Raw genomic sequence first — 13,673 nt, 5'->3', positions numbered from 1 at the left:
CGTTCGTTATTCGTTGGTGACCGCCACCACTTCCTCGAGGGAGGTGAGCCCTTGCATGACCTTGCGCAGGCCGGCCCGCCGCAGCGAGCGGACGCCTTCGGCCTCGGACTGGCGCGCGATGTCCTGCGCACTGCCGTCGCGCAGGATGATGGCCTGGATGGCTTCCGAGATCGGCATCACCTGGTAGATGCCCACGCGGCCCTTGTAGCCGCTGCTGCACGAAGGGCAGCCGACCGGGCGGTAGGGCTTCCAGGTGCCGTCGAGCTCCTCTTCCTTGAAGCCGGCGTCGAGCAGCGCCTGCCGCGGAACGTCCGCCGGCGCGCGGCAGGCCTGGCACAGGCGGCGCGCAAGCCGCTGCGCGGTGATGAGGATCACGCTCGAGGCGATGTTGAACGGCGCGATGCCCATGTTCCGCATGCGCGTGAGCGTGGTGGGCGCGTCGTTCGTGTGCAGCGTCGAGAGCACCAGGTGGCCGGTCTGCGCGGCCTTGATCGAGATGTCGGCGGTTTCGAGGTCGCGGATTTCGCCGACCATGATGATGTCCGGATCCTGGCGCAGGAACGCGCGCAGCGCGGCCGCGAAGGTGAGGCCGGCGCGCTCGTTGACGTTCACCTGGTTCACGCCGGGCAGGTTGATTTCGGACGGGTCTTCCGCCGTCGCGATGTTCACGCCCGGCTGGTTCAGCAGGTTCAGGCAGGTGTAGAGCGACACCGTCTTGCCCGAGCCCGTGGGCCCCGTGACCAGCACCATGCCGTAGGGCCGGCTGATCGCATGGAGCAGGCGTTCCTTTTCCTCCGGGTCGTAGCCCAGTGCGTCGATGCCCAGGCGCGCGCTGCTCGGATCGAGAATACGGATCACGATCTTCTCGCCGAACAGCGTGGGCAGCGTGCTGACGCGGAAATCGATCACCCGGTCGGGCCCGATCTTGAGCTTCATGCGGCCGTCCTGCGGCACGCGCTTCTCCGAAATGTCGAGCCGCGAAATGACCTTGATCCGCGAGGCGAGCTTGTCCTTGATCAGCGTCGGCGGGCTCGCGATCTCGCGCAGTTCGCCGTCGATGCGGAAACGCACGCGGTAGTTGTGCTCGTAGGGCTCGAAGTGGATGTCGGACGCCCGCATGCTCACGCCGTCGAGCAGCATCTTGTGCAGGAAGCGCACCACTGGCGCGTCTTCGACTTCGGCAATCGCCTGCTCGCTGACGTCGCTCGCCGCGTCCGTGCTGACGTCGTCGAACTCGAACTCGGCGCCGACGATGCTGTTGATGGTTTCCGCCGCCGTCACCGCGGCGGCTTCGATCATGCGCGAGAGCTTGTCGTACTCCGCGATGACCCAGTCCACGCCCATCTGCGAAGCGAACTTGATCTTCTCCACCGCCTGCTGGTCCGACGGGTCGGCCGTGGCAACGATCAGGCGGTTGTTGCGCTTGCTGAGCACCACGATCCGATAGGCGGTGCAGAGCTTGGGATCGAGCAGGTCCTTCGGCAGGCGCTGGTAGTCGATCGCGTCGAGGTCGAGCAGCGGGGCGCCGAAGGCGCTCGAAAGGGTGTGCGCGAGGTCGGCGGCCGAGACGGCGCCGCTGCCGGTCAATTCGGCGATGAAGCTGGTGCGGGCGCTCAGCGACTTCTGATAGATGTCCTCTGCCGTCTTCGCAGGCAGCTTGCCGGCGGACACGAGTGCGCGTGCCAGACCCGGAAGGGCGATCTGCGAGTTGTCTTTAACAGGAAGTTCGGCAGCAGCCATTCAGCGAATTGCAAGAGATGTGAAAAAGTGCTTCACGATCATCGCTGAACGCCTCGTCCCTGTAAATCGCTACACAGCAACAGGCACGGGCATTTGTTGTGCCAGCCAAAAGGCTGGTCGGGGTGAGAGGATTCGAACCTCCGGCCTCTACGTCCCGAACGTAGCGCTCTACCAGGCTAAGCTACACCCCGATTGGTTGCAAAAAAAGAGAAGTCGTCCTAGCCAACCTTGTGAGGTGTTCAGGCACGTCGCTCAAGCAACTGAGCCGCTAATTGTAGCAAACCCTCGGCGTGCTGATTCGACGGAAAGTCGCGCAGTGCGTGAATCGCACGTTTTGCCTCGTCCGCCGCGGCCGCGCGCGAGGCTTCCAGCGCGCCGGTGCTGTGGACAATCTCGACGATCTTGCCCAGCTGGGCGGTATCGCCGGCCTCGATGGCGGCCCGTACGAGCTCGGCCTGGGCCGCGTCGCCACGACGCATCGCGAAGATGAGCGGCAGCGTCGTCTTGCCTTCGCGCAGGTCGTCGCCGACGTTCTTTCCGGTCTCGTGGGCGTCGCCGGCATAGTCGAGCACATCGTCGATCACCTGAAATGCGGTGCCGAGCGCCTGGCCGTAGGTGGCGCAGGCTTCCTCGACTTCGGGCGCGGCCCCTGCCAGGACGGCGGCGAGCCGCGTGCTGGCCTCGAAGAGCTTGGCCGTCTTGGAGCGGATCACGCGCAGGTAGGCGGCTTCGTCGAGCGAGGCGTCGTGCATGTTCATGAGTTGCAGCACCTCGCCTTCGGCGATCACGTTGGTCGCCTCGGCCAGGATTTGCATCACGCGCATGTTGTTTGCATCCAACATCATCTGGAAGGCGCGCGAGTACAGGAAGTCGCCCACCAGCACGCTGGCCGGGTTGCCGAACGATTCGTTGGCCGTCGGGCGGCCGCGCCGCAGGGTCGATTCGTCGACCACGTCGTCATGCAGCAGGGTGGCGGTGTGGATGAATTCCACCACCGCCGCGAGATTGAAGCGCTGTTCGCCCGTGTAGCCGAGCGCGCCGGCCATGAGCAGCAAAAGCGCCGGGCGCAGGCGCTTGCCGCCGGCAGAAATGATGTATCTGGAAACCTGGCTGACCAGCGGCACGCCGGTGTCGAGGCGCTGCGCGATCACGCGGTCGACTTCGACCATGTCGCCGGCGATCAGGTCCAGCACGGTGGCGGTGGGGGAGATGTCGGCTTGGACTGGCAAGGCGGTGGCGCGCGTCGCGCTGATACGAGGAAGTGGCGGCGCGGGGCCGGACCGCACGGATTATAGGGACGAGTGCACGCGGCTCGGGCCGTCCGGGACCGCGAAAGCATGTTAGCGCGCGCAAACCGTGCTAGAATCTTGGGCTCTGCGGAATTCGCCGTAGAGCTCATTCCCTAAGAGGTTCACATGTACGCGGTCATAAAAACCGGTGGCAAGCAATATCGCGTTGCTTCCGGCGAGAAAATCAAAGTAGAACAGATTGCTGCGGATGTAGGCCAGGAAATCGTGATCGACCAGGTTCTCGCAGTCGGCAATGGCGGCGAAATCAAGGTGGGTACGCCCCTGGTGTCCGGCGCAACGGTGACGGCCACGGTGCTGTCGCATGGCAAGCACGACAAGGTTCGCATCTTCAAGATGCGCCGTCGCAAGCACTATCAGAAACGTCAAGGCCATCGCCAGCAGTTCACGGAACTGCAAATCGGCGCGATCGCCGGCTAAGGAGCAGATTCCATGGCACAGAAAAAAGGCGGCGGCTCCACGCGAAACGGGCGCGATTCCAAGCCCAAGATGCTCGGTGTGAAGGCCTTCGGCGGCGAACTGATCAGCGCAGGCTCGATCATCGTCCGTCAGCGCGGCACCCAGTTCCACCCCGGCGTGAACGTCGGCGTGGGCAAGGACCACACGCTGTTCGCACTGGTCGACGGCCATGTGTCGTTCGGTATCAAGGGCGCACTGAACAAGCACGTGGTCAACGTGACCCCGGCGGCCTGAGCCCGAGTCACTTCGATCCACTCGAAGCCCCGCTTTGCCGGGGCTTCTTCATTTGTACACTGGACATCCCATGAAGTTCGTCGACGAAGCCTTCATCGACATCGCCGCCGGCGATGGCGGCAACGGCTGCGTGTCGTTCCGTCATGAAAAGTACAAGGAATTCGGCGGCCCCAACGGCGGCGACGGCGGCCGGGGCGGCCACGTGTTCGCGGTGGCCGATCCGAACCTCAACACGCTGGTCGATTTCCGCTACTCGCGCCGGCACGAAGCCCGGCGCGGCGAGCACGGCATGGGCTCGGACATGTTCGGCGCCGCCGGCGACGACATCACGCTCAAGATGCCCGTGGGCACCATCATCTCCGACGCCGAGACCGGCGAGGTGCTCTACGAGCTGCTGAAGCCGGGCGAGGTCGTCACCATCGCCAAGGGCGGCGACGGCGGCTTCGGCAACATGCGCTTCAAGAGCGCGATCAACCGCGCCCCGCGCCAGAAGACGCCGGGCTGGCCCGGCGAAAAGAAGAGCCTCAAGCTCGAACTCAAGGTGCTCGCCGACGTCGGCCTGCTTGGCATGCCCAACGCGGGCAAGTCGACGCTGATCAGCGCGATCTCGAACGCGCGGCCGCGCATCGCCGACTATCCCTTCACCACGCTGCATCCGAACCTCGGCGTCGTGCGCGTCGGGCCGGAGCAGAGCTTCGTCGTCGCCGACCTGCCGGGCCTGATCGAGGGTGCTGCCGAAGGCGCGGGCCTCGGACATCTGTTCCTGCGGCATCTGCAGCGCACGCGGCTGCTGCTGCATGTGATCGACATGGCGCCGTTCGACGATTCGGTCGACCCAGTCGCACAGGCCAAGGCCATCGTCGGCGAGCTCAAGAAGTACGACGCCGCGCTGCATGAAAAGCCGCGCTGGCTGGTGCTCAACAAGCTCGACATGGTGCCGGCCGACGAGCGCGCGGCGCGCGTCAAGGACTTCGTCAAGCGGCTGCGCTTCAAGGGCCCGGTGTTCGAGATCTCCGCGCTCACGCGCGAGGGCTGCGAGCACCTGGTGCAGGCGGTGTACCAGCATGTCAAGGCCGAGCAGGTGGCGGAGCAGCAGTCGCCGGTGGAGGTCGATCCGCGCTTCGTCCAGCTGCCGCCCGACCCGAGCTGAGCGCGCGGCACGGCATCGTCCCGATGCCTGCCCGAAGCGCCGAGTCACGGCAGAATCCTCACGCCCCATCCACGACCGCTGCAGCCCTCATGACCTCGTCGAACTCCGGATCCACTGCCTTGCGGGATGCCCGCCGTATCGTCGTCAAGGTGGGCTCCAGCCTCGTGACGAACGAGGGGCGCGGCCTCGACGAGGCGGCCATCGGCGAATGGTGCCGCCAGCTGGCGGCGCTCGTGCGCGACGGGCGCGAGGTCGTGATGGTGTCGAGCGGCGCCATCGCCGAAGGCATGAAGCGGCTCGGCTGGCGCAACCGCCCGCACGAGGTGCACGAGCTGCAGGCGGCCGCGGCCGTCGGGCAGATGGGCTTGGCCCAGATGTACGAGACCAAGCTGCGCGAGAACCAGATCGGCAGCGCCCAGGTGCTGCTGACCCATGCCGACCTGGCCGACCGCGAGCGCTACCTCAACGCCCGTTCGACGCTCGTCACGCTGCTGCGCCTGGGTGTGGTGCCGGTCATCAACGAGAACGACACCGTCGTCAACGACGAGATCAAGTTCGGCGACAACGACACGCTCGGCGCGCTCGTCGCCAACCTCGTGGAAGCCGATGCGCTGGTCATCCTCACGGACCAGAAGGGCCTCTACACGGCCGACCCGCGCAGGGATCCCGAAGCGAAGTTCGTCCACGAGGCAGCCGCCGGCGATCCGGCGCTCGAGGCCATGGCCGGTGGCGCAGGCTCCAGCATCGGCAAGGGCGGGATGATCACCAAGATCCTGGCGGCCAAGCGCGCCGCGGGTTCGGGCGCCTCCACCGTCATCGCCTGGGGCCGCGAGGCGGATGCGCTGCTGCGGCTGTCGCGCGGCGAATCCATCGGCACCTTGCTCGTGGCGCAGACCGCCAAGCACCAGGCGCGCAAGCGCTGGATGGCCGACCATCTGCAGCTGCGGGGCTCGGTCACGGTCGACGCGGGGGCGGCGGCCAAGGTCCGCGCCGAAGGCAAGAGCCTGCTGCCGATCGGCATGACGGCCGTGTCGGGCGAGTTCTCTCGCGGCGACGTGATCGCGGTGCGCGATGCCGAGGGCGTCGAGCTCGCGCGCGGGCTGGCCAACTACTCGAGCGTGGAAGCGCGCCTGCTGTGCCGCAAGCCGTCAGCCGAGTTCGAGCGCCTGCTGGGCTACGTGGCGGAACCCGAGATGGTCCACCGCGACAACATGGTGCTGATGCCGGGCTGAAGCCCCAAAAGAAAACGGGGCCCGCGGGCCCCGTTGGTTGGTCCGGCTGCCGGTTACTGCAGCTTGCGCGAGGGATCGCGCATGTTCGCGATCATGTCCTTGACCGAGACGCGCGGGGCATTGCCGCGGCACAGGCCCTGCTCGGCTAGCTGCCTTGCATAGCTCGAGTTGAGGTCGCGGAAGCTCTTCCACTCGGGGCGCTCGATCAGGTGCCACTTGCCGTTGTTGAAGCGAGCATAGCTCTTCACTTCGGCCGTCGAGCAGCGCACGCCTTCGTAGAAGGCATTCGTTGCGCCGTCGCCGCCGGCCCTGGCGCTGCTCGCCACCACCACGTAGCGCACCACCCCGTCGCCGGTGATCACGATCGTCGACGGATCGACGCCGAACTTCAGCGACATGTAGGGCGGCATCGCGATCGGCTCGAGGCGCTGGGTGTCGAAGGCGGGCGGCGGCGGCGCCTCGGTCTCCTTCCACTCGGCGTCGGTCTCGTAGCGCTTGGGCGGTGGCGGCATGCCGGCCTGGGCCCAGTCGGGGTTGTCGGTGTCGTGCGGACCCGATGCGCAGCCCGCCAGCACGGCGAAGCAGGCGAGAAGCAGAACGCGCTCAGCGTTGCGGCGGAGGCAGGGGCGTTTTGCTGCTGGCATGAGAGGAAGAGGGTTCATCGATCGCGGAAGGAATGTCGGGATGCGGGTCGAAACTGCCGCCGGGCGGCAGATCCAGGCCCACGGGCGCGCCGCCGTCGGGCGTGTGGCGCTCGAACTCGCGGGCGCGCACGTTGCTGCGCAGGAAGCGGTTGCGGAAATCTTGCCGCGGCAGGTAGCGAGCAAGCTCGGTCAGTGCCATCTCGTAGACGCCGCGCTTGAATTCGACGACGACATCGAGCGGCACCCAGTAGTCGTGCCATCGCCAGGCGTCGAATTCAGGATGGTCGGTGGCACGCAGGTTCAGGTCCCAGTCGTGACCGATCAATTGCAGCAAATACCAGATCTGCTTCTGGCCCTTGTAGTGGCCCCGTGCGTCACGGCGAATGAACCGATCCGGCACCTCGTAGCGCAACCAGTCACGGGTACGGGCCACGATGCGCACGTGCTCCGGATGGAGCCCGATTTCCTCGTGCAGTTCCCGGAACATGGCCTGCTCGGGACTTTCGCCGCGATCGATGCCGCCTTGCGGAAACTGCCAGGAATGCGTGCGTATGCGTTTGCCCCAGAAAACCTGGTTTCTCTGGTTGAGCAGGATGATGCCGACGTTGGGCCTGAAGCCGTCCCGGTCGAGCATAATCAAACCCCAATTTTTGAACTGAGTCGATTATGCATGCCGGGTTGCGCTCGGCAAGCAACCGATGCCAGGCTCTCAGGGTCTCCCCGGGGCGTTGTCCCCCACATCCCATCACCGAATCCATCACGTGCGATCCCGATGAAAGCTTCCCGTTTTTTCGTCTCCACCCTCAAGGAAGCGCCCGCCGACGCCGAGGTCGCGAGCCATCGCCTCATGATGCGCGCCGGCATGATCAAGAAGCTCGGCACCGGCATCTACACCTACATGCCGATGGGGCTGCGCGTGATCCGCAAGGTCGAGGCGATCGTGCGCGAGGAAATGAACCGCGCCGGGGCGGTCGAGCTCACCATGCCGGTGGTGCAGCCGGCCGAGTTCTGGCAGGAGACCGGGCGCTTCGACAAGATGGGCCCCGAGCTGCTGCGCATCAAGGACCGGCATGACCGCGACTTCGTGATCCAGCCCACCAGCGAAGAGGTGGTGACCGACATCGCGCGCCAGGAGATCCGCAGCTACAAGCAGCTGCCGAAGAACTTCTACCAGATCCAGACCAAGTTCCGGGACGAGCGCCGCCCGCGCTTCGGCCTGATGCGCGGGCGCGAGTTCATCATGAAGGACGCCTACAGCTTCGACCGCGACCTCGATGCCGCCAAGGCGAGCTACCAGGCCATGGCGCAGGCCTACCGGAGCATCTTCGACCGCTTCGGCCTGCGCTACCGGGCCGTCGCCGCCGACAGCGGCGCCATCGGCGGCGACCTGAGCGAGGAGTTCCAGGTGATCGCCGCGACGGGCGAGGACGCGATCGTCTACTGCCCCGACAGCAACTACGCCGCCAACATGGAAAAGGCCGAGGCGCTCGCGCCCGCCGGCCCGCGCCCCGCGCCGGCCAAGGCGCTCGAGAAGACGCCGACGCCGGGCAAGAGCACCTGCGCCGACGTGGCCGAGCTGCTCGGCGTGCCGCTTTCCACCACCGTCAAGTCGCTGGTGCTCGCGACCGACATCCTCGATGAAGCCGGCGACCCGAAGGGCGCGCAGGTCTGGCTGCTGCTGCTGCGCGGCGACCACGACATGAACGAGATCAAGGTGGGCAAGCTGCCGGGCCTGGACAAGGGCTTCCGTTTCGCCACGCTGGCCGAGATCGAGGACCACTTCGGCTGCAAGCCCGGCTATCTCGGCCCGATGAACCTCAAGAAGCCCGTCAAGCTCGTGGCCGACCGCGAGGCGGCCGTGCTGGCCGACTGGATCACCGGCGCCAACGAGATCGACTTCCACATGACCGGCGTCAACTGGGGCCGCGACCTGCCCGAGCCCGACCTGGTGGCCGACATCCGCAACGTGGTCGCGGGCGACCCCTCGCCCGACGGCAAGGGCGTTCTCGCCATCGAGCGCGGCATCGAGGTGGGCCACGTGTTCGTGCTCGGCACCAAGTACAGCAAGGCGATGAACGCCACCTACCTCGACGAGGCCGGCAAGCCGCAGTTCCTCGAAATGGGCTGCTACGGCATCGGCATCACGCGGCTGCCGGCCGCGGCGATCGAGCAGAACCACGACGAGCGCGGCATCATCTGGCCCGACGCGATCGCGCCGTTCACCGTGGTGGTCTGCCCGATCGGCATGGACCGCAGCGCCGAGGTCAAGGCCGCCGCCGAGGCGCTCTACGAGGAACTGCTCGCCAAGGGCGTCGACGTGATGCTCGACGACCGCGGCGAACGCCCGGGCGCGATGTTCGCCGACTGGGAGCTGATCGGCGTGCCGCACCGCGTGGTGATCTCCGACCGCGGCCTCAAGGAAGGGCAGCTCGAATACCAGCACCGCCGCGATACCGCGGCCACCAAGGTGCCCGCGGCCGGCATCGCCGACTTCATCGCCGGCAAGCTGCAGGCATGAGCCTTCCGGCCGCCGGTCTCTCGCGACGCCGGTGCCTGGGGGGCGCCGCGGCGGCGGGCGCGCTGTCGCTGCTGGCGTTGCCGCAACGCGCCACGGCCGGCGCGCAGATCGAGGAGCCGCTGATCGATTCGGTGCGCACGGCGCTGAGTTCGGCCATCCACAACAAGGCGCCGCCGGTGCCGCAGTTCGCGAGCACCGAGGCGCGCCTGGCCTACCTGCGCTGGCTCGGCGAAATGAGCCAGCGCCTCAAGAAGAAGGTGGCCGATGCGTCCACCCGCATCGAATTCCTGCAGACCGTCTGGTACGAGTCCAAGCGCTCGGGGCTCGACGTGAGCCTGGTGCTCGGCCTGATCCAGGTCGAGAGCAACTTCCGCAAGTTCGCCGTCTCCAGCGCCGGCGCGCGCGGCTACATGCAGGTGATGCCGTTCTGGACCCGCGTGATCGGCGACGGCGACGCGGCCAAGCTGTTCCACATGCAGACCAACCTGCGCTTCGGCTGCGTGATCCTGCGCCACTACCTCGACCGCGAGCGCGGCGACCTCTACATGACGCTCGGCCGCTACAACGGCAGCCGCGGCAAGGCGCCGTACCCGAACGCGGTGTTCGCGAACCAGCGGCTCTGGATGTTCACGGACCGGTCCGACGCCTGACCTGAGATCCCGGTCTCAGGGCTAAGTCCGGGTGACCATCACCTGGTCGATGCGGTAGCGGTCGACGTCCATCACCTCGAAGGTGTAGCCGCCCCAGCTCACCGTGTCCGTGCGCTTGGGCACCCGGCGCAGCATCACCATGAGGAAGCCCGCGAGGGTCTCGTACTCGTCCGCATGCGGCAGCTCGTCGATGTGCAGCGCGCGCTGCACGTCCTGGATCGGCGTGACGCCGTCGATCAGCCAGGAATTCTCGTCGCGCTTGACGATCTGCTCCTCGTCGGGCGTGGACACCAGGTCGCCCATGACCGTGTTCATCACGTCGTTGAGCGTGATCACGCCGACCACCAGGCTGTACTCGTTCACGATGATCGCGAAGTCCTCGTGCGCCTGCTGGAACTGCTCGAGCACCTCGGTCAGCGACAGCCGGTCGGGAACGACCAGCGCCTTGCGCAGCGTCAGGCCCTGGTCGAAGGCCAGCGGCTGGCCGCTCAGCACGCGCTGGAACATCTCCTTGGCGTCGACGTAGCCGAGCACGTGGTCGATGTCGCCGTCGCACACCGGGTAGGCCGAGAACGGCTCGGCCAGGATGCGCGCGCGCAGCACCGGCTCGGGATCGTCGTGCTGGAACCAGGCGATGTTGTCGCGCACCGTCATCACGCTGCTGACCAGGCGCGTGTCGAGCTCGAACACGTTGGCGATCACCTGCTGCTCGCGCGCGGCGAGCACGCCGGCCTGCGCGCCCGCCTCGGTCATGGCGAGGATGTCGGCCGAGGTGATCTTGTCGTCGCGCACCAGCGGCATGCCGAGCAGCTTGAAGAGCATGTCGGTCGAGCGCGTGAACAGCCACACCAGCGGCTTGAAGGTGGCGATGAGCACCAGCATCGGCCCCACCATGCGCACCGCGATGCGTTCCGGGTCGCTCATGCCGAGCCGCTTCGGAAAGAGATCGGCGAACACCAGGAACACCGCGATCACGATCACGAAGGAGCACAGGAAGGCGAGGTTCGCCGAGGCCTCGGGGCTCATCCAGCCTTCGAAGAAGCGCGCGAAGTAGGGGCTGAGCGAGCCCTCGCCGACCACGCCGCCGAGGATCGCCACCGCGTTGAGCCCGATCTGCACCACGGTGAAGTAATGGCCCGGCTGCTCCTGCACGCGCAGCACGCGCTCGGCGCGCGCGTCGCCCTCGTCGGCCATCTGGCGAAGGCGCAGGCGGCGCGAGGCGGCAAGGGTGATCTCGGCCAGCGAGAAGAAGGCGCTCATCGCGATCAGCGCGACGATGATGAGCAGGCTTTGGGTCAGGGTCATGGTGGCGGTGCGGAGGCCGCCATGGTGCCATGACCGGACGCGGTTCCAGAAGAAGCGGCGCCGCGGCGGCCCGGCCGCAGCGGCATCGGCGGGGATGCAGCCGACTGCACCCCGGTCGGCATCAGGCGGCCTTGCCGCCCACCACCTGTTGCAGTTCGCCCGACTCGTACATCTCCATCATGATGTCCGAGCCGCCGATGAATTCGCCCTTCACGTAGAGCTGCGGGATCGTCGGCCAGTTGCTGTATTCCTTGATGCCCTGGCGGATGCCGTCGTCCTCGAGCACGTTGACGGTCTTGAGGTTCTTGGTGTCGACGCCGACCGCCTTCAGGATCTGGATCGCGCGGCCGGAGAAGCCGCACATCGGAAAGCTCGCGTTGCCCTTCATGAAGAGCACGAGGTCGTTGGTTTTGACGAGATCGTCGATGCGTTGCTGGACTTCGGACATGGGGACTCCTGGGAAGAAAAGTGGGCTGGAGGGATTATTTCACCGCGCGCCAGATCCCGCCGGAACAGCGCTCGATGCCGGCAAGGTCTTCGCGGCTTTGGACTTCGGCGTAGCCGCGCGCCGCGAGCAGGCGGCGCACCGCCTCGGCCTGGTCGTGACCGTGCTCCAGCAGCAGCCAGCCGCCGTCGGCGAGGTGCGGCGGCGCCTCGGCCACGATGCGGCGGATGTCGTCGAGCCCGTCGGCCCCCGCGACCAGGGCGCCGGGCGGCTCGTGGCGCAGCGCCGGCAGGTGCGGGTCGCCGGCCGCGATGTAGGGCGGGTTGCTGGCGATGAGCGCATAGCCGCCGTCGGCCCCATCGAGCCAGTCGCCCTGGCGGAAGCGCACCGCAAGCCCGAGCCGCCGGCCGTTGGCCTCGGCGACAGCCAGCGCGTCGGCACTGGCATCGACCGCGTCGACCCGGGCATCGGCGCGCGCATGCTGCAGCGCGAGCGCAATGGCGCCGCTGCCGGTGCCGAGGTCGAGCACGCGCGGGGTGGGCTGGTCGGCCAGGCACTGCAGCGCCCAGTCGACCAGCGTCTCGGTGTCGGGGCGCGGCACCAGCACCCGGGCGTCGACCTGCAGGCTCAGGCCGTGGAACTCCTTTTCGCCCAGCAGGTAGGCCACCGGCTCCCCGGCCAGGCGGCGCGACAGCCGCTCGGAAAGCGCCGGCCAGGCCGATGCGGGAAACGCATCGGTGTCGTGCGCGAGCAGCCATGCGCGCTCGTGCGGCGCACGGTCCACCGCATGGAGCACCAGCAGCTGCGCATCGAGCCGGTCGACCCCGAGCGCGGCGGCCGCGGCCAGCGCCTGCGCCACGGTGGACGGCGGGGCGGCGTGCGTCGTCATGCCGGCAGGTTCGATTCGAGCTCGGCCAGCTGCTCGGCCTCGCGCGCCACGCGCAGTGCGTCGAGCACGTCGCCGAGGTCGCCTTCCATGATCGCCAGCAGCTTGTAGAGCGTGAGGTTGATGCGATGGTCGGTGAGCCGGCCCTGCGGAAAGTTGTAGGTGCGGATGCGGTCCGAGCGGTCGCCGCTGCCGATCAGCCCCTTGCGCATCGCCGCGTCCTTGGCCGCGCGTTCGCTGCGCTCCTTCTCCTGGATGCGCGCCGACAGCACCTGCAGCGCCTTCGCCTTGTTGCGGTGCTGGCTGCGGTCGTCCTGGCATTCGGCCACGATGCCGGTCGGGATGTGCGTGATCCGCACCGCCGAGTCGGTCTTGTTGATGTGCTGGCCGCCGGCGCCGCTCGCGCGGTAGGTGTCGATGCGCAGGTCGGCCGGGTTGATCTGCACCGCCTGGGTCTCGTCGGGCTCCGCCAGCACCGCGACCGTGCAGGCGCTGGTGTGGATGCGGCCCTGCGTCTCGGTGGCCGGCACGCGCTGCACGCGGTGGCCGCCCGACTCGAAGCGCAGCCGCCCGAACACGCCGTCGCCCGCGATGCGCAGCACCACTTCCTTGTAGCCGCCGAGTTCGCTTTCGCTCTCGCTCACCACCTCGCAGCGCCAGCCCGCGCGCTCGCAGTAGCGCGTGTACATGCGCAGCAGGTCGCCCGCGAACAGGGCCGACTCGTCGCCGCCCGTGCCCGCGCGGATTTCGAGGAAGGCGTTGCGCGCGTCGTCGGGGTCCTTGGGCAGCAGCAGGCGCTGCAGTTCTTCCTCGAGCTGCAGCAGCTCGGCCTCGGCCGCCGCGATCTCTTCCTTCGCCATCTCGGCCATGTCCGGGTCGTCGAGCATTTCCTTCGCGCCGGCGATGTCGCTCTCGCGCTGGCGATAGCGCTCGTAGCGGCCCGCGATCTGCGTGACCTCGGCATGCTCGCGCGAGATGGTGCGGTACTGCGCCATGTCGCTCATGATGTCTTCGCGCGAGAGCAAGAAGTCGAGTTCGCCGAGGCGGGCGGCGTAGCGTTCGAGTTGGTGGCGGAGGAAGGGTTTCACGTGGGTGGAGTCGAT

14 protein-coding genes and 1 tRNA gene are annotated in these 13,673 nt (G+C 67.4%); 6 read left to right on the top strand and 9 right to left on the bottom strand.

The window, feature by feature from the left end; all coding sequences use genetic code 11:
* Nucleotides 1-6 precede the first annotated feature (6 nt).
* From pilB to M2165_RS05240, 3 genes are all read right to left on the bottom strand, one after another.
* Entirely contained in the window at nt 7-1,740 is a 1,734-nt protein-coding gene (gene pilB / locus M2165_RS05250; protein WP_280813622.1) for a type IV-A pilus assembly ATPase PilB, read from the bottom strand.
* Nucleotides 1,741-1,854: 114 nt separating this feature from the next.
* A tRNA-Pro gene (locus M2165_RS05245) sits at nt 1,855-1,931 on the bottom strand.
* A 48-nt stretch (nt 1,932-1,979) separates the two neighbouring features.
* Entirely contained in the window at nt 1,980-2,969 is a 990-nt protein-coding gene (locus tag M2165_RS05240) for a polyprenyl synthetase family protein (protein WP_280813621.1), read from the bottom strand.
* A gap of 186 nt (nt 2,970-3,155) precedes the next feature.
* Here M2165_RS05240 and rplU point away from each other — a divergent pair, with 186 nt between their 5' ends.
* From rplU to proB, 4 genes are all read left to right on the top strand, one after another.
* Nucleotides 3,156-3,467: a 50S ribosomal protein L21 gene (rplU, locus tag M2165_RS05235; protein ID WP_280813620.1), complete on the top strand. Its 312-nt coding sequence runs from the start codon at nt 3,156-3,158 to the stop codon at nt 3,465-3,467.
* A gap of 12 nt (nt 3,468-3,479) precedes the next feature.
* Complete coding sequence (rpmA, locus tag M2165_RS05230) at nt 3,480-3,740, top strand: 50S ribosomal protein L27 (RefSeq protein WP_280813619.1); 261 nt, start codon at nt 3,480-3,482, stop codon at nt 3,738-3,740.
* 70 nt (nt 3,741-3,810) lie between these two features.
* Entirely contained in the window at nt 3,811-4,890 is a 1,080-nt protein-coding gene (gene cgtA / locus M2165_RS05225) for an Obg family GTPase CgtA (RefSeq protein WP_280813618.1), read from the top strand.
* 89 nt (nt 4,891-4,979) lie between these two features.
* On the top strand, nt 4,980-6,122 hold the full coding sequence (gene proB / locus M2165_RS05220) for a glutamate 5-kinase (protein ID WP_280813617.1): 1,143 nt from the start codon (nt 4,980-4,982) through the stop codon (nt 6,120-6,122).
* A 53-nt stretch (nt 6,123-6,175) separates the two neighbouring features.
* Here the strand turns inward: proB and M2165_RS05215 are convergent, their stop codons facing one another.
* Together M2165_RS05215 and M2165_RS05210 are read right to left on the bottom strand one after the other, a co-directional pair.
* Nucleotides 6,176-6,697, bottom strand: coding sequence for a CNP1-like family protein (locus M2165_RS05215; RefSeq protein WP_280813616.1), 522 nt, complete (start codon nt 6,695-6,697; stop codon nt 6,176-6,178).
* A gap of 28 nt (nt 6,698-6,725) precedes the next feature.
* A complete protein-coding gene (locus M2165_RS05210) occupies nt 6,726-7,400 on the bottom strand; it encodes an RNA pyrophosphohydrolase (protein ID WP_280817475.1) in 675 nt (224 codons plus the stop codon).
* A 138-nt stretch (nt 7,401-7,538) separates the two neighbouring features.
* Between M2165_RS05210 and M2165_RS05205 the strand changes: the two genes are divergently transcribed.
* The gene (locus tag M2165_RS05205) at nt 7,539-9,284 is read left to right on the top strand and encodes a proline--tRNA ligase (protein WP_280813615.1); all 1,746 of its coding nucleotides are present in this window, start codon (nt 7,539-7,541) and stop codon (nt 9,282-9,284) included.
* On the top strand, nt 9,281-9,934 hold the full coding sequence (locus M2165_RS05200; RefSeq protein WP_280813614.1) for a lytic transglycosylase domain-containing protein: 654 nt from the start codon (nt 9,281-9,283) through the stop codon (nt 9,932-9,934). Before M2165_RS05205 ends, M2165_RS05200 begins: the two co-directional genes overlap by 4 nt.
* 21 nt (nt 9,935-9,955) lie before the next feature.
* Here M2165_RS05200 and M2165_RS05195 read toward each other — a convergent pair whose 3' ends face one another.
* The 4 genes from M2165_RS05195 to prfA all read right to left on the bottom strand — a co-directional run bounded on the left by M2165_RS05195 (nt 9,956) and on the right by prfA (nt 13,658).
* Nucleotides 9,956-11,239, bottom strand: coding sequence for a hemolysin family protein (locus M2165_RS05195; protein WP_280813613.1), 1,284 nt, complete (start codon nt 11,237-11,239; stop codon nt 9,956-9,958).
* A gap of 121 nt (nt 11,240-11,360) precedes the next feature.
* On the bottom strand, nt 11,361-11,687 hold the full coding sequence (grxD, locus tag M2165_RS05190; RefSeq protein ID WP_280813612.1) for a Grx4 family monothiol glutaredoxin: 327 nt from the start codon (nt 11,685-11,687) through the stop codon (nt 11,361-11,363).
* Between the two features lie 34 nt (nt 11,688-11,721).
* The gene (prmC, locus tag M2165_RS05185) at nt 11,722-12,573 is read right to left on the bottom strand and encodes a peptide chain release factor N(5)-glutamine methyltransferase (RefSeq protein WP_280813611.1); all 852 of its coding nucleotides are present in this window, start codon (nt 12,571-12,573) and stop codon (nt 11,722-11,724) included.
* Nucleotides 12,570-13,658, bottom strand: coding sequence for a peptide chain release factor 1 (prfA, locus tag M2165_RS05180; RefSeq protein ID WP_280813610.1), 1,089 nt, complete (start codon nt 13,656-13,658; stop codon nt 12,570-12,572). Before prfA ends, prmC begins: the two co-directional genes overlap by 4 nt.
* Nucleotides 13,659-13,673: the final 15 nt, after the last annotated feature.

Source organism: Variovorax sp. TBS-050B (assembly GCF_029893635.1).
Classification (GTDB): domain Bacteria; phylum Pseudomonadota; class Gammaproteobacteria; order Burkholderiales; family Burkholderiaceae_C; genus Variovorax.
The sequence above is the reverse complement of the archived record's forward strand: the minus strand, read 5'-3'. Positions and strand labels throughout refer to the sequence as shown.